The following is a 20,160-nucleotide window of genomic DNA, read 5'->3' as shown; positions in this document are numbered from 1 at the left end:
GACCGGGTCCTCCGGTCGACCCCACGGTCGTTCGCGTTCCTGTCGGCTCTGCGCAGCAGGACCACCGCCCGCTCAGGCCGACCGCGCGCCCGACGCCCCGCCGGCGACGGACGACGACCCGCCGGAGATGCCCGCTGCGGACCCGTCCTGTGCGTCCCGGCGCAGGATCCCGACGACGAGCAGCGCCTGCCCCGCGAGGTAGGTGAGCATGACCCAGAACCCGGACGAGAACGGCCCCGGGACCTCGAAGCCCGGCACGAAGGCCCCGAGCGCGATGAGGGCGTCCGAGACGAGGAAGATCGCGCCCCCGACGCCCGCGACCCGGTTCACGCCGGTCGACAGCACCGCCATCACGGTCAGGCACACGCCGTAGACCATGACCGGGACGAGCAGCGCGCCCGCGTGCGGGGCGCACACCGCGACCAGGGCCCCGAGCGCGATCCCGTAGGGCACGAGCAGGAGCGGACGGCGCAGCAGGCTCGCCCCGCGGCGCGGCCAGAACGCGACCGCGTACGCGAGCTGGGCGAGCAGGAAGAACCCGACCATGGTCAGGAAGGAGACGTCCCCGCTCGACAGGTCCGGCGCGCTGTCGCCGAGCCACGAGAAGCCCAGCGCGACGATCGTCCAGCGCACGAGGCGGGACCGTCGGCCACCGGCCGTCGCCGCCCACACGACCAGCGCGAGCAGCGGCATGACGAACCACTGCGTGACCTCGGCGAGCCGCTCGGCCCCGGCCAGGTGCGCCCCGAGGTGCACCGCGGAGAGCAGCAGGAACGCCCCGGCCGCGAGCGCCGCGGGGCGCCGCCTCAGGAGGGTGGACGGGACGGGGGCGTGCGAGACGCGCGAGATCGAGGCAACCACGGTGTTCCCTTTCGAGGCGAGGGGCACCCGGGTCGCGGGTGTCCCAGCAGCGTGGCACCGTTGCCACGCCGGGCTGGGAACACGGTAGAGCCTCAGAGCTCGATCGAGTACATCCGTGAGCCGTCCTTCTTCTCGTAGCCGAGGCTCGCGTAGAGCCCGTGCGCACCCGAGGGGTTCTCGGTGTCGACGTCGAGCTCGGCGTAGTCGATGCCGCTCGCCCGGTACGCCGCCATGCCCGCGCTGAGCAGCGCGACCGCGATCTTGCGTCCGCGGTAGGCCCGGCGCACGCCCAAGGTCTCGGTGTAGCCGCTCGAGTAGCCCTGCACGGGCCAGTCGTGCTCGTAGCGTCCCGACAGCAGGTACCCGGCCACGACCGGAACTGCGCCCGTGCTCCCGGCGGGAGCGACGTCGTCGGGCAGGCTGCCCTCGCCGGGCGAGCCGTCCACGGATGCGGGCGAGTCGTCCACGACGAGGACGCTCCACCCGGGGGCGAACATGCTGCGCCCGTGCACCCAGGACTCGGGCGTCGCGGGCTCGCTGCCCCAGTGGTCGCGGAACGCGTCGTTGTGCGCGAGGCGCGTGGCCTCGTCGAGCTCGGGCGACCACGGCACGAGGCGCAGCCCCTCGCCCAGCGTGACCTCCGGTACCGGGAGCGACAGGTCGCGCCGCAGGTTCGAGTAGAAGCGGTTCGCGGTGAAGCCCGCGGCCTCGAAGAGGCGGCACTCGAGCTCGTCGTCGTCCTGGGCGTAGCCCGCGATGCGCGCGGGCAGCTCCTTGCCCGAGGCCGCGAGAAGCTGACGAGCGCGCGCCGTCGACCAGGCGATGACCTGGCGGCCGACGCCCCGGCCTCGCCACTGCGGATGCACGGCGCCCTGGACGAACGCGCGCACGACCGTCGTGTCCCCGGGGCGGGTCTCGACGGACGCGTACGCGCGTGGCTCACCGTCGGCGTCGAGCCCGACGAGGGTGTCGCGGGGCAGGTCGCGCCAGTCGCCCTCGAAGATCTCCTCGGTCTCCTCGAGCGCGGTGCGGTACGGGTGCTGGTCGTGCTCCTCGACGGCCGCGATCAGGCCGAAGAGCGCAGGCGTGTCCTCGACGGTCAGTGGCCGCCACGTGAGCCCCTCGACGTGCGGGACGGGCACGACGTCGGGCGCGGCGACGCGCTCCGCGATCGGGGCGAAGGGCTGACGGGCGGAGGGTGCTGAGCTCATGGGCACCACGCTAGGGTCGCGCGCCGGACGCGGCACCCTGTTTTTTCCGGACGCCCCGGCGGCACGCGCTCCCCCGGCGTTACAGTTCCGTCCATGTCCCACGACGCCGCCGACGCCCGATCCGCCGCCTTCGCCGAGGCCCTGCGCACCCGCGTCGTCGTGGCCGACGGCGCGATGGGCACCATGATCCAGGAGCAGGACCCGAGCCTCGAGGACTACCAGCAGCTCGAGGGCTGCAACGAGATCCTCAACGTCTCGCGCCCCGACATCATCGCGGCCGTGCACGACTCCTATCTCGCGGTCGGCGTCGACTGCGTCGAGACCAACACGTTCGGCGCCAACTGGTCCAACCTGTCGGACTACGACATCGAGGACCGCATCCGCGAGCTCGCCGCCGCGGGCGCACGCATCGCCCGCGAGCGCGCCGACGCGTGGTCGACCCCCGAGCAGCCGCGCTGGGTCCTGGGCTCCATGGGCCCCGGGACCAAGCTGCCGAGCCTGGGGCACACGACGTACGCGAACCTGCGCGACACGTTCGCCGAGCAGGCTGCGGGACTGCTCGACGGCGGCGTCGACGCGATCCTGGTCGAGACCAGCCAGGACCTGCTCCAGGCCAAGGCCGCCGTCAACGGCTCGCGCTCCGCGATGCGCGACGTCGGGCGCTCGGTGCCGGTCATCGTGCAGGTGACGGTCGAGACCACGGGCACCATGCTCATGGGCTCGGAGATCGGCGCGGCGCTGACCACGCTCCAGTCGCTCGGCGTCGACGCGATCGGCCTCAACTGCGCCACGGGACCCGCCGAGATGAGCGAGCACCTGCGCCACCTGTCCAAGCACGCCGAGATCCCCGTGACGTGCATGCCCAACGCGGGCCTGCCCGTGCTGGGCAAGAACGGCGCCTCCTACCCGCTCACGCCGAGCGAGCTCGCCGCGGCGCACGCCCAGTTCGTCACCGAGTTCGGACTGGGCCTCGTGGGCGGGTGCTGCGGCACCACGCCCGAGCACCTGCGCCAGGTCGTCGAGGCCGTCCGCGCCCGGCACGTCACCCCGCGCAGCCCCGCGCGTGAGGTCGGCGTCGCGAGCCTGTACTCGCACGTCGACTTCGACCAGGACGCCTCGTTCCTCGCGATCGGCGAGCGGACCAACGCCAACGGGTCCAAGGCGTTCCGCGAGGCCATGCTGGCCGAGAACTGGGACGAGTGCGTCGCGATCGCGCGCGCCCAGACGCGCGACGGCGCCCACCTGCTGGACGTATGCATCGACTACGTGGGGCGTGACGGCGTCGCGGACGCCCGCGCGGTCGTCTCGCGGCTCGCGAGCGCCTCGACGCTGCCGCTCGTGATCGACTCGACCGAGCCGCCCGTGATCCAGGCGGGGCTCGAGCTCATCGGCGGGCGCGCCGTCGTGAACTCGGTGAACTTCGAGGACGGCGACGGTCCGACGTCGCGCTACGCGCGGATCATGCCGCTCGTCAAGGAGCACGGCGCCGCGGTCATCGCCCTGACGATCGACGAGGACGGCCAGGCCCGCACGGCCGAGACCAAGGTCGCGATCGCCTCGCGTCTCATCGACGACCTCGTGGGCACCTGGGGCATGCGCATCGAGGACATCGTCGTCGACACCCTGACCTTCCCCATCGCGACCGGGCAGGAGGAGACGCGACGCGACGCGATCGAGACCATCGAGGCGATCCGCGCGCTCAAGGCCGCCTACCCGGGCGTGCACACCACGCTCGGCGTCTCCAACGTGTCGTTCGGGCTCAACCCCGCCGCGCGCGTCGTCCTCAACTCGGTGTTCCTGCACGAGGCCGTGGAGGCCGGGCTCGACTCCGCGATCGTGCACGCGGCCAAGATCCTGCCGCTCGCGAAGATCCCCGACGAGCAGCGCCAGGCCGCGCTCGACCTCGTGTGGGACCGCCGCGAGTTCGACACCGAGGGGAACATGACGGTCGACCCCCTGGCCCGCCTCCTCGACCTGTTCGCGGGGGTCGACTCGGCGTCGCTCAAGGATGCCCGCGCAGCCGAGATGGCGGCCCTGCCGCTGGGCGAGCGCCTCGAGCGACGCATCGTCGACGGCGAGCTCAAGGGACTCGACACCGACCTCCAGGCCGCGCTCGACGAGGGCTGGAAGGCCCTCGACATCGTCAACGACCACCTGCTCGAAGGCATGAAGGTCGTGGGCGAGCTGTTCGGCAAGGGTGAGATGCAGCTCCCGTTCGTGCTGCAGTCGGCCGAGGCCATGAAGACCGCCGTGGCCTACCTCGAACCGCACATGGAGAAGTCCGAGGACGCGAGCGGCCGGTCCAAGGGCACCATCGTGATCGGCACCGTGCGCGGCGACGTGCACGACATCGGCAAGAACCTCGTCGACATCATCCTGACCAACAACGGCTACACCGTGGTCAACATCGGCATCAAGCAGCCCGTCGCCGCGATGATCGAGGCCGCCGAGGCCCACGACGCCGACGTGATCGGCATGAGCGGGCTGCTCGTGAAGTCGACCGTCGTCATGAAGGAGAACCTCGAGGAGCTCAACGCCCGCGGGTACGCGCAGCGCTGGCCCGTCCTGCTGGGCGGCGCGGCCCTGACGCGCACGTACGTCGAGGACGACCTCGCCGACGTCTACCAGGGCGAGGTCCGCTACGCGCGTGACGCGTTCGAGGGCCTGCGACTCATGGAACCGCTCGTCCGCGTGGCGCGGGGAGAGGCGCGCGACGCCGTCGGGCTGCCTCCCCTCAAGAAGCGCCGGCACGCGACCGTGACCGTGACGCAGACGCCCGAGGAGGACCTGCCCGCCCGCTCCGACGTCGCGGCCGACAACCTGGTCCCCGACCCGCCCTTCTGGGGGACGCGCATCGTCAAGGGCATCCAGCTCGCCGACTACGCGGCGTTCCTCGACGAGCGCGCGACGTTCATGGGGCAGTGGGGTCTCAAGCCGGGGCGCTCGTCCGGTGCGGAAGGCGCGGCCGGGGCGTCGTACGAGGAGCTCGTCGAGACCGAGGGGCGCCCGCGCCTCAACGCGTGGCTCGAGCAGATCCGCACCGACGGGATCGTCGACCCGTCCGTGATCTACGGGTACTTCCCGGTCTGGTCGGAGGGCAACGACGTGGTCGTCGGGCACCACGACGGGCCCGACGGCGGCTCGGGCGGTCCGGTGGGGACCGAGCGGTTGCGCTTCACGTTCCCCCGGCAACGGCGCGACCGTCACCTGTGCCTCGCGGACTTCGTCAAGCCGCGCTCGTGGGTCGAGGAGACCGGGCGCTACGACGTCCTGCCCGTCCAGCTCGTGACCATGGGCGACACCGTCGACGTGCACACGGCCAAGCTGTTCTCGGCCAACAAGTACCGCGAGTACATGGAGCTGCACGGCCTGTCCGTGCAGCTCACCGAGGCGCTCGCCGAGATGTGGCACTCCCGCGTGCGCTCCGAGCTGGGGTTCGCGGGCGAGGAGCCCGACGACGTCCAAGGGATGTTCGACCTGAAGTACCGCGGGGCGAGGTTCTCGTTGGGGTACCCGGCGTGCCCCGACATGGAGGACCGCCGCAAGGTCGTCGAGCTGCTGAAGCCCGAGCGGGCGGGTGTGGTGCTGTCCGACGAGCTACAGCTGCACCCCGAGCAGTCGACAGATGCGTTCGTGTTCCACCACGCTGAGGCGAAGTACTTCTCGGTGTAGCACCCGTGGCACATGCCTCAGATCGGACACGTCGTCGCTCCACACCGGGCAGTGCCGGGCCGTCGCCGTCTCGCAGCAGCCTGGGTCTCGCGTGCTACCCGTGAGAGACCGAGGTCGGTGAGCGAGCGGACCGCAGGTCCAGCACGAGCCGGGGCGTGCGACGCTGCCGAACGCCGGTCAGGAACTGCCGCACCGGATAGGCCAGGCGAACCACGAAGTAGTTGACGTACTCGACGGCCCCGAAGAGCCAGACCCCGGCCACCATCAAGCTCACGGCGACGTCATCGGGCCACCACACGATGATCCCGATCAAGCCCACCACCAAGGCACCGGCCGTGAGGACGCGAAGAGCGCGGTAGGTGAGGGCTACGGTCGGCGGCATCGGCGCCCGCCCTACCCAGGTACGCGCCAGAAGCCAGTAGACGCCCGCCTGCACGAGGACCATGAGCAGAGGGACGAGCGCTGACCACATCGCCGACCGGTCGCCCGGTTCGGTGAGCCAAGGCGTCACGATGGTCAGGGCGACCGCGGCGAAGATTCCCGCGGCGGCAAGCTCACCGGTCCCGAGTCGCACGTAGGTGCTTCGCAGCTCGTCCCGTCGGCGCTCCAGCATTCGGGCACCGTATCAGCGGATCTACGGGCGAGGGCGGTCCTCGACCGGCCCGCGTGCTCCCGCCGGTGCAGGCGACGCCTCGTGGGCACCACGGGCTCGCTCCGATGAGTTCTCCCCCGCCCCCCGGTCTACCCCCATGACCCTGCCACCGACCCACCGGAGCACCTCATGGGATCGATCGAGATCGAGCTGTTCACGACCCTGGACCTCGTCGGGCAGGCGCCCGGCGGGCCCGACGAGGACCCGATCGGGTTCCCGTTCGGCGGCTGGCAGGCGCCCCTGCTGGACGACGTCGCCGGGGAGCAGGTCGCCGCCGCCTACGAGGGGACCGACGCCCTCTTGCTCGGCCGCCGCACGTACGACATCTTCGCCGCCTACTGGCCTCACCAGGAGGGCGGCCAGGACGACGGCTTCGCCGCGCTCTTCAACCGCATCCCCAAGTACGTCGCCTCGCGGGGCAAGCCGGACCTGTCTTGGGCCGGGTCCGCGCAGCTCGGCCCCGACCTCGCCGCCGCGGTGGGGGAGATCCGCGACCGGCACGAGCACGTCAAGGTCGTCGGCAGCCTCGGCCTGGTGCAGACGCTCCTGCGCGAGAAGCTCTTCGACCGCCTCGACCTGTGGGTGCACCCCATCGTCCTCGGCGTCGGGAAGTCGGTGTTCGACGGCGGCGCCGTGCCCACCAACCTCACCCTCCTCGAACCGCCCGTCGCCAGCCCTGCGGGCACCGTGCTGCTGCGTTACGGTCTAGCCGACGGCACGCCCTCGACGGGCGACATGGCGGCCGCAGACCGCGGCGTCGACCGGCAGGCCGAGCCGAACACCTGAGACAGGAGCACTCATGACCGTCCAGAGGCTCGACAACGTCGGCATCGTCGTCGACGACCTCGACGCGGCAGTGGCGTTCTTCGTCGAGCTCGGGCTGGAGCTCGAGGGCAGGGCGCCCATCGAAGGCGCCTGGGCGGGGGACGTCGTCGGGCTCGACGGGATGCGGTCGGAGATCGCGATGATGCGCGTGCCCGACGGTCCTGGCCGGCTCGAGCTCAGCACCTACCACTCCCCTGCGGCCGTGGACGTCGGCCTGGGCCGTGCACCGTCGAACACCCTGGGCCTGCACCGCGTGATGTTCGCGGTCGACGACATCGACGACACGGTCGAACGGCTGCGGGGGCACGGAGCCACGCTCGTCGGCCAGATCGTCAGGTACGAGGACGCCTACCGGCTCTGCTACCTCCGCGGACCGGAGGGGATCATCGTCGCGCTGGCCGAACAGCTCGGGTGACCGCAGGGCTCGTGGTCGTCGCCCTCGCTGTCCGACGACGTCACCCTCGCCGCCGGATTCCGTCACCCTCGGCATCGGGTTGCGTCACCCGCGACGGGTCCCGGCGTCACCATCGGCGGTGCAGAACCGCGCGCAGCCAGGAATTCGCCTGACGTGACCGCCGTCACCTTCGTACACTGCGAGGCATGGCATCCCGCATCAGTGAGCTCGTCCTCGACTGCGCCGACCCCGAGCTGCTCGCGCGGTTCTGGAGCGGAGTCCTCGGCTACGTCGAGCTCGGGCGGGAGGACGGGGCGATCGAGATCGGCCCGGCCGACGTCGGGTTCGGCGGCCTCCAGCCGACCATCGTCCTGAGCCCGAGCAACGACCCGAAGACGGCCAAGCTCCCCCTGCACATCGACGTCAACGCGACCGACCGGGACCAGGACGCCGAGCTCGAACGCCTGCTCGCCCTGGGCGCGCGCCGCGCGGACATCGGGCAGACGGGCGACGAGTCGTGGCACGTGCTCGCCGACCCCGAGGGCAACGAGTTCTGCCTCCTGCGCAAGCGCCTCGACCCCTGACGACAGCAGCGCACGCAGGGGCTCACGCCGCCTGTGGCACCGCCGCGAGCCCGTGCGACCGTTCGAGCCGCTCCACGAGCAGCGTCCCGGCAGCCACGACGGGCAGCAGCACGAGGTTGCCGATCAGCATGGTGCGCAGGAACGGCAGGCCGGCGACGTAGCTGGCCACGAGCCCGTCGACCCCGGCCGGGTACCAGACGCCGCGCCCCTGGAACCAGACGCCGAAGTTGGTCCAGAGGAAGAACCACAGCGACCCGCCCACGCCCAGCCCAGCCGCAGCGCCGACACGGCCCCACCCGGAGGTGTTGCGGGTCAGCAGCGCCGCGAACCCGATGACGAGCCACGCGCTCCACGTGAACAGCGCGATCGACGTGTTGCCGAGCACCAGGTCGGACACGACGGCGACGAGCAGCGGGGCCAAGAACGCCAGGCGGTGGCGTACGAGGACCGCGGCCGCGAACGCCGCGGACGTCACGAGCTCGAGGTTCGGCGGGGCGCCGATTTCCTCGCGCACGAGGCGGAAGACGACGGCGAGCGCCACGACCGCGACCGCGATCGCGGGGCGCCACCAGCGCGTCAGGAGGTGAACTTCTCGAGCTTCCACGTGATCTCGTCTCCCGTCTCCGTCACGAGCGACCCGGCGCCGACCTGGGCCATCTCACCGTTCACGTACAGCGCCCAGAACTCGCCGGCCGGGTCCGCGGCGACGCCGCCGACGCCCGTCACGAAAGCCATGTCGCCCTCGCCCTGGACCGTCGCGCTCGGGTCGGCCGCGAGCAGCAGCTCGAGCGCCGTCTTCCCCGCGACGCCCTCGTAGGAGAGCTCGGAGTCGTCAGCGCCGTCGGTCGGGTCGTCGGGGGCGTCGGACGCGTCGTCGTCAGCAGCGACCGACGACGACGCCGAGGTGTCGTCCGCCGGGGCGTCGTCGGTCGCACCGCAACCGGCGAGGAGGCCGACGGCGAGCAGGAGCGACGCGAGGGCGGTCAGCGAGCGCGCCGGGGTGGCACGAAGAGTCTGGGGGTTCACACCGTGAAGTCTACGAACGAGCCCGCGACCAGGCTCCGGGTGCCCAGCAGACGGGACGTCACGCGTCGATCCGCGCCCGGTCCAGGCCCGCGGCGCCCGCGATGATGAAGTCCTTGCGCGGGGCGACGTCCGACCCCATGAGGAGCTCGAACACCCGCTCGGCGGACTCCGCGTGCTCGGCGGTGACACGGCGCAGCGTGCGGTGGCGCGGGTCCATGGTGGTCTCCGCGAGCTGGTCGGCGTCCATCTCCCCGAGGCCCTTGTAGCGCTGGATGTCGTCCTTGTAGCGCTTGCCCGACTTGTCGAGCTTCTTGAGGACGTCGCGCAGCTCTGCCTCGGAGTACGTGTAGATGTACTCGTTCTTGCGCGAGCCCGCGCCGATGACCTCGACGCGGTGCAACGGTGGCACGGCCGCGTAGACCCGGCCCGCGTCCACGAGGGGGCGCATGTACCGGAAGAAGAGCGTCAGCAGGAGTGTGCGGATGTGCGCACCGTCGACGTCGGCGTCCGTCATGAGGACGACCTTGCCGTAGCGCGCGCCCTCGAGGTCGAAGGACCGGCCCGAGCCCGCCCCGATGACCTGGATGATGGCGGCGCACTCGGCGTTGCGGAGCATGTCCGTGACCGAGGCCTTCTGGACGTTGAGGATCTTGCCGCGGATGGGCAGCAGCGCCTGGAAGTCGGAGCTGCGGGCGAGCTTGGCGGTACCGAGCGCAGAGTCGCCCTCGACGATGAAGAGCTCGCTGCGCTCGACGTCGTCGCTGCGGCAGTCCGCGAGCTTGGACGGCAGCGAGGAGGTCTCGAGAGCGTTCTTGCGGCGCGAGATCTCCTTCTGCTTGCGCGCGGTGATGCGCGCGCGCATCTCGGCGACGACCTTGTCGAGGAGCAGGGAGGCCTGCGTCTTCTCGTCGCGCTTGGTCGAGGTCAGCATGGCGCCGAGCTGCTGCTCGATGACGCGGGCCACGATCGCACGCACGGGGGCCGTGCCGAGGACCTCCTTGGTCTGTCCCTCGAACTGCGGCTCCGCCAGGCGAACGGTCAGCACGGCCGTGAGACCCGCGAGGACGTCGTCCTTCTCGATGCGCTCCGAGGCGTCCTTCGTGGACACCTTGAGGCGACGGGCGTTGGTCTCGACCCCCTTGCGCAGGATCTTGAGCAGCCCGGCCTCGAAGCCTGCGAGGTGCGAACCGCCCTTGGGCGTCGAGATGATGTTGACGAAGGTCCGCAGCTCGGTGTCGTAGCCGGTGCCCCAGCGCAGCGCCACGTCGACCTCGCAGTCGCGCGTGACCTCCTGCGGGGTCAGGTGCCCGCGGTCGTCGAGGACGGGCACGGTCTCCTTGAACGTGCCCGAGCCCGTCAGGTGCCACGTCGCGGTGACGGCCGGGTCGGGCGCGAGGAAGTCGACGAAGTCGACCGTGCCGCCCGAGTGCTGGAAGCTCTCCTCGACCGGACCGTCGGCGCCCGGCGTGCCCGCCAGGCCGCGCTCGTCGCGGAGCGTGATCTTGAGGCCGGGTACGAGGAACGTCGTCTGGCGGGCGCGGGTCACGAGCTCGTCGTAGGAGAACACCGCGGTCTTGGGGAAGACCTGGCGGTCCGCCCAGTAGCGCACGCGCGTGCCCGTCCTGCCTCGCGGGGCCTTGCCGACCACGGCCAGCTCGGAGCGCTCGACGAACGGCGTGAACGCCGCGTCGGGGTCAGGCCCGGTCTTGGGGTCGGCGAACACTCCGGGCTCGCCGCGGTGGAACGTCATGCGGTAGGTCTTGGAGCCGCGGTCCACCTCGACGTCGAGGCGCGAGGACAGGGCGTTGACGACCGAGGCGCCCACGCCGTGCAGGCCGCCCGACGCCGTGTACGAGCCGCCGCCGAACTTGCCGCCCGCGTGCAGCTTGGTGAAGACGACCTCGACACCGCTGAGCCCCGTCTTGGGCTCGATGTCGACGGGGATGCCTCGCCCGTTGTCCTTGACGGTCACCGAGGTGTCGGCGTGCAGCACGACCTCGATCGCGTCGCAGTTGCCCGCGAGGGCCTCGTCGACCGAGTTGTCGATGATCTCCCACAGGCAGTGCATGAGTCCGCGCGAGTCGGTGGACCCGATGTACATGCCGGGCCGCTTGCGGACGGCCTCCAGTCCTTCGAGGACGGAGAGGTGCCGCGCGGTGTAGCTGGACTCAGAGGTGGTCGTCACGAAGGGAAAGCCTAGACGCTGCCACCCACAGGTTCGGTCCGCCGGGCCGCAGCCGACCGGACCTCCACACGATCCCGACGTATTCCCGGAACCGTGCGGCTACGCGGGTAGCGAACCCGGGCCCTTTCGGTACGAGGAACGCGCCCCGAGGTGATTACATGGTCACGTGACTGCTACGACGACTCAACCGCTGACCGTGGCCGACCGTTGCGACCGCTGCGGCGCTCAGGCCTACGTGCGCGTGACCATGCCCAGTGGGGAGCTCCTCTTCTGCGCCCACCACGCGCGCGCGCACGCCGCTGCGTTCGCAGACATCGCCACGCACGTCCAGGACGAGACGGACCGCCTGCTCGCCGAGCACGGCGCCCGCTGACACGACCCGGCGCGCACTCGTAGCGCGCCGCACTCCTGAACCCCGACCGGTGCACGCCACCGGCCGGGGTTCTTTCGTCCCCGGCCAGGACCGCGGCGAGACGTCCTACCGAGCTGCGCCCCGCCGTCGGGCCGTCGCGTGCTGGAAACCCCGCCCGACGGCGCCACCCACCCCCGCGCCCACGGCGCCAGGGCGCGTCGACCACCAGGAGACGACGGAGGCCCGCACCCCCCCCGGGGGGGTGCGGGCCTCCGTGACGAGACGGGCCGATCAGTCCAGGTAGTCGCGCAGGACCTGCGAGCGGCTCGGGTGACGCAGCTTCGACATGGTCTTGGACTCGATCTGACGGATGCGCTCACGCGTCACGCCGTAGACCTTGCCGATCTCGTCGAGCGTCTTGGGCTGCCCGTCGCTCAGGCCGAAGCGCATCGAGACGACGCCGGCCTCACGCTCGGAGAGCGTGTCGAGGACCTGGTGCAGCTGCTCCTGGAGCAGCGTGAAGCTCACGGCGTCCGCGGGGACGACGGCCTCGGAGTCCTCGATGAGGTCACCGAACTCGCTGTCACCGTCCTCACCGAGCGGCGTGTGCAGCGAGATGGGCTCGCGGCCGTACTTCTGGACCTCGACGACCTTCTCGGGGGTCATGTCGAGCTCCTTGGCGAGCTCCTCCGGGGTGGGCTCGCGGCCCAGGTCCTGGAGCATCTGGCGCTGCACGCGCGCCAGCTTGTTGATGACCTCGACCATGTGCACCGGGATACGGATGGTGCGGGCCTGGTCGGCCATGGCGCGCGTGATGGCCTGACGGATCCACCACGTGGCGTACGTCGAGAACTTGTAGCCCTTGGTGTAGTCGAACTTCTCGACCGCACGGATCAGACCGAGGTTGCCCTCCTGGATCAGGTCCAGGAACAGCATGCCGCGGCCCGTGTAGCGCTTGGCGAGCGAGACGACCAGACGCAGGTTGGCCTCGAGCAGGTGGTTCTTGGCCCGGCGCCCGTCCGAGGAGATCCACTCGAGCTCACGGCGCAGCTTGGGCTCGAACGTGTCGCCCGAGCTCAGGCGCTCCTCGGCGAACAGGCCGGCCTCGATGCGCTTGGCGAGCTCGACCTCCTGCTCGGCGTTCAGCAGCGCGACCTTGCCGATCTGCTTGAGGTAGTCCTTGACCGGGTCCGCGGTGGCACCCGCGGTCACGACCTGCTGGGCCGGGGCGTCGTCGTCGTCCGCGTCGGAGTAGACGAAGCCGCGCGACTCGTCGGGCTCCTCGCCCGGCTTGGCCGCGGGGGCTGCGGTCTCGGTCTCCTCGTCGGCCTCGACCAGGTCCTCGACCACGACCTCCTCGGAGTCCTCGTCGTCCTTGGCACCGCGCTTCTTGCGAGCGGCGGTCGCCTTGGGAGCGGCGGTCTTGGCGGTCGCGGCGCGCTTGCGGGTCGCGGGAGCCTTGGCGGCGGGCGCGGCGTCCTCGGCGGAGGCTGCCTCGGGAGCGGCGGCCACCTCGGCGGCTGCTGCGGTGCGCGTCGTCGTGACGGCGCTCGCTCGCGGAGTCGTCGCCTTCTTGGTCGCGGGCTTCACGGCTCGCGACGTCGTCGTGGAGCGCGACGAGGTGGCCGCGGCGACCTTCGTCGCGACGGGGATCTCGACCTCGACACCGGCACCGGCCAGTGCGCGGAGCACGGCCTTCAGTCGCTTGGGGTCGCCGATCGTCGCGCTCTCGCAGGCGTTGCGGAAGCTCTCGGCGTCGACCCGACCGTTCTCACTCCCCTTGCGCAGGAGTTCCTGCAGGGCGGGGTGTTCGAACTCGTGCGGGAGAGCGGGGTTCTGTGAAGAGGGCGCCACAAACCGACCTTTCGGCAATCACTGGAGGGGCGTGCCCGGGAGATCGGAGGACTCTCGGATCATGTGCGGACACCTATATTGTACCGGCCGATCCGTCAACGGACGCCGTGAAGAGTGTTCCGACGCGGGTGAGTCGCCGCCGACAGGCCTGCGCACGTCCACCCCGCTGGGATGTCGTCCCCTGGTCAACGCCCCGGCGAGGCCGAAGATTCCCTCCTCAGGGGTTCGCGTCACACCTGGCGAGCGGGGCGCCGGCCCACCACACCGTTGTGGCAGGCCTCGCGACCGGTTCCGCGACGCGCGGACCGGCTCCGGACGTCAGGTGCGGACGGGCTTGACCGCGAGGACCGGGCAGGGCGCGTCGAGCAGGATGCGCTGTGCGTTCGAGCCGAGGATCAGCTTGCCGACCGGGCTGCGTCGCCGCAGGCCGATCACGATGAGCTCGGCCTGGTGGGCCTCGGCGGTCCCCACCAGGTCCTCGGCGACCTCCCCCGTGCCGGTGACGACCCGGTGAGCCAGCCCCGCGGCGTCGAGAGGAGCCGTGATCCGGGCGATGTCCTCGATCCGCTCGCCCTCCTGCGTGGGCGAGGCCTGCCCGCCCTTGTCGCTCACGACCACCAGCAGCTCGCTCCGACGGGCGACGGCCTCGTCGACCGCGGTCGAGAGCGCCTCGCTCCCCTCGGGGGTGGACAGGTAACCGACAACGACTGTCATGGGATTCCTCCGTCATGCCTGGGCATGCCTGCTGGCGCGCGTGGAGCGGGTGGCGCTCGTGCCGCGATCCGGGACCACCCCGGCACGTGCGACGGTACCGGAACACCGATCCTCACGTCGCCCGTCGTGCTCGCCGATCCTGCCGGCGCGCCCACCCCGGGGCGAGCCCCGCCTCGAGCGCGCGCTCGACGAGCAGCGCCAACCGGTAGCCGGGGTCTGCGTCCAGGGCCGCCGCGAGCCGGTCGGTCGCGAGCACGCCGTCGCCGTCCCACCATGCCAGGAGCGCCAGGAGAGTCAGTGCGGGTGCTTGCCCACCGCGACGCCCGGCACCGGCGACGGCCTCGAGGACCTCCCGTGCGCACCGGGCCCGCAGGGGGTCGGGCGGCAGTCCTGCGTCAGGGTCGACGACGGCCGCGAGCGCCGCCGCAGTCCCGACCTCGACCTGCTCCCCCGCGACCGAGGTGGCCGTGAGGGAAGCGAGCTCGTCGTTGCCCGCGACGAACGAGAGCAGCACCGCGTCCCGGACGGGGACGCACTCGAGCGCGACCTCGAGACGTCCCAGGATCGTCGCCTGCACGGGAGCGGGGTGCGTCGACCGGCCGCCCGGGGCGCCCTGGGCGAGCGCACGGCAGCGCTCCTCGACGTGCGCGGTCGCCGCACGCCATGCGTCGAGCCCTTCCTGGCGCCAGGCGGCGAGCGCGTCGTGGTCGTGCGTCGCGAGCGCGGCGTCCCGTCGGGCTCGCCAGCGGGCCGCGGCCCGGGACGCCCTGCGACGGGCCACGGCGTCGAGCACCGGGACGGCCGTGGCCTGCGCCCGGCTGGACGCCACCGTGGCCCCGGCGAGGACCATGTGCGCCCCGACCTCGGTGGACTCGATCTCCGCGAGCGGGCGCCCCCCGGGCGGGCAGCACCTCCTGTCCACGCAGTCGGCACCGTGGTAGCCGGTCCCCGTGACGACCCAGACCTCGGGCCGCCCGAGGAACCCCTCGGCGGCGTCGGTCCAGTGCTCGACCGCGGCACGCTCGCGCGCGGCGGGCGCACCGCCTGCGCGCAGGTCGACGTCGGCGTAGACCACGAGGACCGCACGGGTGGCACCGTCCGAGGAGAGGTGCGAGACGAGCGTCCTGGCCACCTGGGGACCGTGCTCGAGGTCCGCCAGGTCGTCGAGGTCCACCCGCGCGACGAGCCCGACCCTGCCGCGGGACGTGCGCAGGCTGACCAGGACGCCGCTGTCCTGCGGGCGGTAGCCGAGACGGAAGGGGATGTAGGCGAGGAGCTCCTGGGGCCCGCGAGCCCGGATCGTCGTTGTCATGCCGCCATCCCAGCGCCGTCGCACACCGTGCGAGCCGCGAGGGCGGCCCTGTGGACGATCGGATGGACTGTGGTCGGGCTCGGTACCGCGCACTGACTACGGTGTGGGGGTGCGTCGCTCTTCACCTTCCTCCGGGACACCGTCCGTCCGCCTCCGCGCGACACCGGTCCTCGTCGTCTCGGTCTGCGTCCTGGCCGGCGTGCTCGCGGGCTGCACGGCACCGGCGGACAGGTCGCGCGAGCCGGGCCCCGGGGCCGGGACGTCGTCGTCGGACCCTGTCCTGCCGGTCGACGGGGCGGGGGCCCCCGAGACGCCCATGCCGACGTTCGACGACTCCTCGGTCGCGGGGTCGCTGGTCGAGGGCTTCCCCGCCGACGTCGTCCCCGTCCCGCCGGACGCCGAGGTCCTGGCCAGCTCCGCGGCGGACGTCGAGGGCCTTGCCCTGCGCCAGGTGACGCTCAACCTGTCCTCCCCCGCAGCCGTCCAGGAGATCCTGGACTTCTACGCGCAGTCGATGACCGCGGCAGGCTTCGCCGCGCTGCCCGGCAGCGTCCCCGGGGGTCTCAGCGGCCAGGTCGCCTTCAACCGGGCCACGGCCGACGGGGCGACCGAGACCCTGTCCGTCGGGGTCCTCGACACGACCGACGCACGCCTGGTCACGATCAGCGGCCAGGTCGTGCCGCCCGCGTGACCTAGGCTGCCCTCATGCCTGCCGACGCCCCCGCGCCCGCTCCCTCCCTGCCTGTCGACCGCGAGAACCTCCGTCCCGACGTCGACGCCGCCCTCCGCGCCTTCCTCGACGACCAACGGGTCCACCTCGCGTCCCTCAGCGAGGACGCCGCGCCGCTGGCCGAGGCGACCGCGGCCCTCCTCACGGGGGGCAAGCGCCTGCGGGCCGCGTTCTGCTACTGGTCCTGGCGGGCACACGGCGGCCAGGTCGACGACGGCAGGCGGCCTGCCGCCGTCCGCACCGGCGCGGCGCTCGAGCTGTTCCAGGCCGCAGCGCTGTTCCACGACGACGTCATGGACAACTCGGACACCCGCCGCGGCGCCCCGGCGGCCCACCGGGCGTTCGCAGCCCGCCACCGCGAGGCCGGCTGGTCGGGCAGCGACGTCCAGTACGGCTCGTCGAGCGCGATCCTGCTCGGCGACCTGTGCCTCATCGCGAGCCAGGCCGAGATCCGTGCAGGACTCGTCGGGCTCCCCGAGGACGTCGCGCTGCGCACCCGCGCGCTGTTCGACGACATGCAGACCGAGGTGACGGTCGGCCAGTACCTCGACGTGCTGGCACAGGCCGTCCCGTGGGGCGTCGACCTCGACGCCGACGAGGCGCGGGCCCGGGCCGTGATCCGTTCGAAGTCCGCCCGGTACAGCGTCGAGCACCCCCTCGCGCTCGGTGCGGCGATCGCCGGGGCCCCTGCCGAGGCCCTTGCCACGGTCCCCACGTACGGGCTGCCGCTGGGCGAGGCGTTCCAGCTGCGCGACGACGTGCTGGGGGTCTACGGCGACCCGTCGGTCACGGGCAAGCCCGCGGGCGACGACCTGCGCGAGGGAAAGCGCACCGTCCTCGTCTCACGGGCCCTGCGCACCGCGACCCCGACGCAGCGCGCGCTGCTCCTGGAGTCGCTCGGGGACCCCGATCTCGACCAGGACACGGTCGAGACCCTGCGCGGAGTCCTGGTCGAGACCGGCGCCGTGGACGCGGTCGAGCGCCTCATCGCCGACCTCACGGACGAGGCCTTCGCCGCGCTCGACGCGGCGGGCCTGGCCTCGCCCGGGACCGAGATGGTCGCCGAGCTCGCGCGCGCCGCCGTCCAGCGTTCGGCCTGAGGCGGGCGCTCGTCGTCGGGCGCAGCCCCCGGTGGGGGCCACCCGTCGACGCGGCGACGACGTCAGAGCAGAGCCTGCGCCACGCGCCGGACCTCTGCCTTGCGACCGGCACGCAGGGCCGCCATGGGCGTGGTCCCCAGCGCCTCGTCGGGCGAGAAGAGCCACTCGAGGATCTCGACGTCCGAGTACCCGAAGTCGGTCAGCAGGGCGATCGTGCCCTGGAGCGACATGAGGACCACCTTGCGGCCCTCGTCGGGGTTCTCGGGCGCGGGCTTGGCGTTGGCAGGGTTGGCCAGGTGCGCCGGGACCACGAACGCCGCGGGGATCTGGAACGAGGAGCGCTCGCCGCGCTTGACGCCGACCACACGCCTGTCCTGGGCGATCTTGCGGGCCTGGGTCATGTCGGTGCCGAGCACCTCGGCGAGGTCGGGAAGGGTCAGCCACTCGGTCACGAGCTGCTCGAGGTCAGTCACGTCAGTCACGGGTCAAGCCTACGGGGCGCGCGGGCTCGCGCCCGCCGGGGCTTCGTCACGCTCCGTCCGCACGACCCGCACACCGCCCGAGCACGGCCTCACCTGTTCCGTGCGCCAGGACGCCTAGACTTCCGACGTGGCAACTATGACCTCTGATCCGTTCGTCGGCCGCCTGGTCGACGGGCGGTACCACGTCGTCTCCAGGATCGCGCGCGGCGGGATGGCGACCGTGTACCTGGCCGTGGACCGACGCCTCGACCGGGAGGTCGCGCTCAAGGTCATGCACCCGCACCTCGCGGAGGGCACCGACGGTGGAGAGTTCGTCGCACGCTTCCGGCGCGAGGCACGCGCCGCCGCGCGACTGGCCCACCCCGGTGTGGTCGCCGTGTACGACCAGGGGATCGACGGCGAGACCAGCTACCTGACCATGGAGTACGTGCCCGGCACGAACCTCCGCCACGTCCTGCAGGACGAGGGATCGCTCAGCGTGGGTCGCACGCTCGACCTGCTCGAGGAGATCCTGGACGCTCTCGCCGCAGCCCACCGCAAGGGGCTGGTCCACCGCGACGTCAAGCCCGAGAACGTGCTCCTCGACGAGTCCGGACGGGTCAAGGTCGCGGACTTCGGCCTCGCCCGCGCCGTCAGCGAGGGCGCGTCGACCGCGACGAGCACCATTCTCGGCACCGTGGCCTACCTCGGCCCCGAGCTCATCACGGCGGGCCGCTGCGACGCACGTACCGACGTGTACTCCGTGGGCGTGCTCGCGTACGAGATGCTCACGGGCCGGCACCCGTTCACGGGCGAGACGCCTCTTCAGATCGCGTTCCAGCACGTCAACTCCGACGTCCCGGCGCCGTCCGACCTCGAGCCGTGGATCCCTGCCGAGGTCGACGTGCTCGTGTGCGCCCTCGCGGCGCGCTCGCCGCAGGACCGACCGGTCGACGCCTCGGCTGCCCTCGCCCTGGTCCGCCAGACCCGGCAGGTGCTCGACCCCGCGGTGCTCGAACGGCGCTCGTCGACCGCGGCGCCGAGCACCGCCTCGGCGGCCGGCGCCAACCCGGCGCCGAGCGCCGGCTCCCCCGACACGGCCGTGCTCGGCGTCGCGACGGCGGCCCTCGTGGGCGCCCGCCCGGTCGTCGTCGACGCGGGCACGCAGCACACCCTCGCACTAGACCGCGACGCGCTCGCCGCGCACGGCGCCGGTCCCGACGACGGCGCGGGCGACGACCCGCTTCCCGGTCCTCGCCGCCGCCGCCGCGGCTGGTGGTGGGGTCTGGCGATCGTCCTGCTCCTCGTGGGCGCCGTCACGGGCGCCTCGTGGTGGTTCCTGAGCGGCCCGGGGGCCTACACGGTCGTGCCCGGCGGACTCGTCGGAGCCCCGCAGGCCGGGGCGCAGCAGACGCTCGTCGCGGTCGACCTCCGCAACGAGGTCACGGAGGCCTACGACGACACGTTCGCCGCGGGGACGGTCATCTCGACCGATCCCGAGGCGGGCAAGAAGGTCCGCAAGGACGGCACGGTGCATCTGCTGGTCTCGCTCGGCGTCAAGATGATCGAGATCCCCTCGGGCCTCGTGGGCAAGCCGCTCGACGAGGCCACCGAGGCGTTGAAGGACGCCGGCTTCACCGTGGGCGACCCGGTCGACGCGTACAGCGACACGGTCCCGGCAGGGATCGTGACGGGCGTGTCCGAGCCCGAGGGCAGCTCCGTGGCCCACTCGACCGTCCCGGTGCTGACCGTCTCGCAGGGCCCTGCCCCCGTGACGGTCCCGCAGGTCGTGGGTGTCGAGAAGGATGCCGCGCTCGCGACCCTCACCGGCCTCGGCCTCGACCCGAGCTCGACCGACGACTACTCGGAGACCGTCGCCGCAGGCCTGGTCATCAGCCAGACCCCGGAGAACGGCACCGAGGGGCACCGGGGCGACAAGGTCGCGCTCGTGATCTCGCTCGGCCCGCCGCTGGTCGAGATCCCCAGCACGTACGGGCGCAACGTCACCGAGGCCGAGAAGATGCTCAAGGACGCGGGCTTCGCGGTCGAGATCCGGCACCCCCAGGGGATCAGCCCGCTCAACATCGTCTACGCGCAGGACCCGGCGGGAGGCTCGGGAAAGACCGCGCCCAAGGGGTCGACGATCGTCATCAACGTCTTCTGACCGGGCCGAACCGCTCTCCCCCACCACGGCGCAGCCCGACGGCGGCGCACCTGCAGGTGCGCC

Annotated in this window: 18 protein-coding genes; 8 read left to right on the top strand and 10 right to left on the bottom strand. The window is 72.2% G+C overall.

Going from position 1 to position 20,160, the window contains the following annotated elements; translation table 11 throughout:
- Positions 1–72: 72 nt before the first annotated feature.
- Positions 73–861 carry a lysoplasmalogenase gene (locus H9640_RS17400; protein WP_318243824.1) on the bottom strand — a complete coding sequence of 263 codons (789 nt, stop codon included), beginning with the start codon at positions 859–861 and terminating at the stop codon, positions 73–75.
- A 92-nt stretch (positions 862–953) separates the two neighbouring features.
- Positions 954–2,072: a GNAT family N-acetyltransferase gene (locus tag H9640_RS17395; protein ID WP_191792038.1), complete on the bottom strand. Its 1,119-nt coding sequence runs from the start codon at positions 2,070–2,072 to the stop codon at positions 954–956.
- Between the two features lie 93 nt (positions 2,073–2,165).
- Between H9640_RS17395 and metH the strand changes: the two genes are divergently transcribed.
- Positions 2,166–5,744 carry a methionine synthase gene (metH, locus tag H9640_RS17390; RefSeq protein ID WP_191792037.1) on the top strand — a complete coding sequence of 1,193 codons (3,579 nt, stop codon included), beginning with the start codon at positions 2,166–2,168 and terminating at the stop codon, positions 5,742–5,744.
- A gap of 94 nt (positions 5,745–5,838) precedes the next feature.
- Here metH and H9640_RS17385 read toward each other — a convergent pair whose 3' ends face one another.
- On the bottom strand, positions 5,839–6,318 hold the full coding sequence (locus H9640_RS17385) for a hypothetical protein (RefSeq protein ID WP_318243823.1): 480 nt from the start codon (positions 6,316–6,318) through the stop codon (positions 5,839–5,841).
- Positions 6,319–6,525: 207 nt separating this feature from the next.
- Between H9640_RS17385 and H9640_RS17380 the strand changes: the two genes are divergently transcribed.
- From H9640_RS17380 to H9640_RS17370, 3 genes are all read left to right on the top strand, one after another.
- Complete coding sequence (locus H9640_RS17380) at positions 6,526–7,182, top strand: dihydrofolate reductase family protein (RefSeq protein ID WP_191792035.1); 657 nt, start codon at positions 6,526–6,528, stop codon at positions 7,180–7,182.
- A gap of 13 nt (positions 7,183–7,195) precedes the next feature.
- A complete protein-coding gene (locus H9640_RS17375; RefSeq protein WP_191792034.1) occupies positions 7,196–7,636 on the top strand; it encodes a VOC family protein in 441 nt (146 codons plus the stop codon).
- A gap of 185 nt (positions 7,637–7,821) precedes the next feature.
- Positions 7,822–8,199 carry a VOC family protein gene (locus H9640_RS17370; protein WP_191792033.1) on the top strand — a complete coding sequence of 126 codons (378 nt, stop codon included), beginning with the start codon at positions 7,822–7,824 and terminating at the stop codon, positions 8,197–8,199.
- A 22-nt stretch (positions 8,200–8,221) separates the two neighbouring features.
- Here H9640_RS17370 and H9640_RS17365 read toward each other — a convergent pair whose 3' ends face one another.
- Genes H9640_RS17365 through H9640_RS17355 form a run of 3 tightly spaced genes read right to left on the bottom strand, consistent with a single transcriptional unit; the run spans position 8,222 to position 11,410 of the window.
- Positions 8,222–8,803 carry a DUF6580 family putative transport protein gene (locus H9640_RS17365; protein WP_191792032.1) on the bottom strand — a complete coding sequence of 194 codons (582 nt, stop codon included), beginning with the start codon at positions 8,801–8,803 and terminating at the stop codon, positions 8,222–8,224.
- The gene (locus H9640_RS19790) at positions 8,776–9,225 is read right to left on the bottom strand and encodes a DUF4430 domain-containing protein (RefSeq protein ID WP_191792031.1); all 450 of its coding nucleotides are present in this window, start codon (positions 9,223–9,225) and stop codon (positions 8,776–8,778) included. Before H9640_RS19790 ends, H9640_RS17365 begins: the two co-directional genes overlap by 28 nt.
- A 58-nt stretch (positions 9,226–9,283) precedes the next feature.
- Positions 9,284–11,410: a DNA gyrase/topoisomerase IV subunit B gene (locus H9640_RS17355; protein ID WP_191792030.1), complete on the bottom strand. Its 2,127-nt coding sequence runs from the start codon at positions 11,408–11,410 to the stop codon at positions 9,284–9,286.
- Positions 11,411–11,576: 166 nt separating this feature from the next.
- Between H9640_RS17355 and H9640_RS17350 the strand changes: the two genes are divergently transcribed.
- Entirely contained in the window at positions 11,577–11,783 is a 207-nt protein-coding gene (locus H9640_RS17350) for a DUF7455 domain-containing protein (RefSeq protein WP_191792029.1), read from the top strand.
- 270 nt (positions 11,784–12,053) lie between these two features.
- On the opposite strand, the gene H9640_RS17345 is transcribed toward H9640_RS17350, so the two are convergent.
- The 3 genes from H9640_RS17345 to H9640_RS17335 all read right to left on the bottom strand — a co-directional run bounded on the left by H9640_RS17345 (position 12,054) and on the right by H9640_RS17335 (position 15,642).
- The gene (locus tag H9640_RS17345) at positions 12,054–13,616 is read right to left on the bottom strand and encodes an RNA polymerase sigma factor (protein ID WP_191792028.1); all 1,563 of its coding nucleotides are present in this window, start codon (positions 13,614–13,616) and stop codon (positions 12,054–12,056) included.
- 318 nt (positions 13,617–13,934) lie between these two features.
- Complete coding sequence (locus H9640_RS17340) at positions 13,935–14,330, bottom strand: universal stress protein (protein ID WP_191792027.1); 396 nt, start codon at positions 14,328–14,330, stop codon at positions 13,935–13,937.
- 112 nt (positions 14,331–14,442) lie between these two features.
- Positions 14,443–15,642 (bottom strand): DUF4192 domain-containing protein, encoded by a 1,200-nt coding sequence (locus tag H9640_RS17335; RefSeq protein ID WP_191792026.1) that lies wholly within the window; start codon positions 15,640–15,642, stop codon positions 14,443–14,445.
- 109 nt (positions 15,643–15,751) lie between these two features.
- Between H9640_RS17335 and H9640_RS17330 the strand changes: the two genes are divergently transcribed.
- Positions 15,752–16,333 carry a hypothetical protein gene (locus H9640_RS17330; protein WP_191792025.1) on the top strand — a complete coding sequence of 194 codons (582 nt, stop codon included), beginning with the start codon at positions 15,752–15,754 and terminating at the stop codon, positions 16,331–16,333.
- A 14-nt stretch (positions 16,334–16,347) separates the two neighbouring features.
- Positions 16,348–17,472, top strand: a complete 1,125-nt coding sequence (locus tag H9640_RS17325) for a polyprenyl synthetase family protein (RefSeq protein WP_191792024.1) — start codon at positions 16,348–16,350, stop codon at positions 17,470–17,472.
- Between the two features lie 62 nt (positions 17,473–17,534).
- On the opposite strand, the gene H9640_RS17320 is transcribed toward H9640_RS17325, so the two are convergent.
- Positions 17,535–17,954 (bottom strand): Rv2175c family DNA-binding protein, encoded by a 420-nt coding sequence (locus tag H9640_RS17320; protein WP_318243822.1) that lies wholly within the window; start codon positions 17,952–17,954, stop codon positions 17,535–17,537.
- A 136-nt stretch (positions 17,955–18,090) separates the two neighbouring features.
- Between H9640_RS17320 and pknB the strand changes: the two genes are divergently transcribed.
- Positions 18,091–20,097, top strand: a complete 2,007-nt coding sequence (pknB, locus tag H9640_RS17315) for a Stk1 family PASTA domain-containing Ser/Thr kinase (RefSeq protein WP_191792095.1) — start codon at positions 18,091–18,093, stop codon at positions 20,095–20,097.
- Positions 20,098–20,160: the final 63 nt, after the last annotated feature.

This window comes from Oerskovia gallyi, from assembly GCF_014836745.1.
Taxonomy (GTDB): domain Bacteria; phylum Actinomycetota; class Actinomycetes; order Actinomycetales; family Cellulomonadaceae; genus Oerskovia; species Oerskovia paurometabola.
Note: the sequence above shows the minus strand (reverse complement) of the source record. Positions and strands in the feature narration are given on the sequence as shown.

Excerpts from the sequence above, each read along its gene's own strand:
- H9640_RS17395 (WP_191792038.1), bottom strand. The coding sequence starts at position 2,072 with ATGAGCTCAGCACCCTCCGCCCGTCAGCCCTTCGCCCCGATCGCGGAG.
- metH (WP_191792037.1), top strand. The coding sequence starts at position 2,166 with ATGTCCCACGACGCCGCCGACGCCCGATCCGCCGCCTTCGCCGAGGCC.
- H9640_RS17380 (WP_191792035.1), top strand. The coding sequence starts at position 6,526 with ATGGGATCGATCGAGATCGAGCTGTTCACGACCCTGGACCTCGTCGGG.
- H9640_RS17375 (WP_191792034.1), top strand. The coding sequence starts at position 7,196 with ATGACCGTCCAGAGGCTCGACAACGTCGGCATCGTCGTCGACGACCTC.
- H9640_RS17370 (WP_191792033.1), top strand. The coding sequence starts at position 7,822 with ATGGCATCCCGCATCAGTGAGCTCGTCCTCGACTGCGCCGACCCCGAG.
- H9640_RS17340 (WP_191792027.1), bottom strand. The coding sequence starts at position 14,330 with ATGACAGTCGTTGTCGGTTACCTGTCCACCCCCGAGGGGAGCGAGGCG.
- H9640_RS17335 (WP_191792026.1), bottom strand. The coding sequence starts at position 15,642 with ATGACAACGACGATCCGGGCTCGCGGGCCCCAGGAGCTCCTCGCCTAC.
- H9640_RS17325 (WP_191792024.1), top strand. The coding sequence starts at position 16,348 with ATGCCTGCCGACGCCCCCGCGCCCGCTCCCTCCCTGCCTGTCGACCGC.
- pknB (WP_191792095.1), top strand. The coding sequence starts at position 18,091 with ATGACCTCTGATCCGTTCGTCGGCCGCCTGGTCGACGGGCGGTACCAC.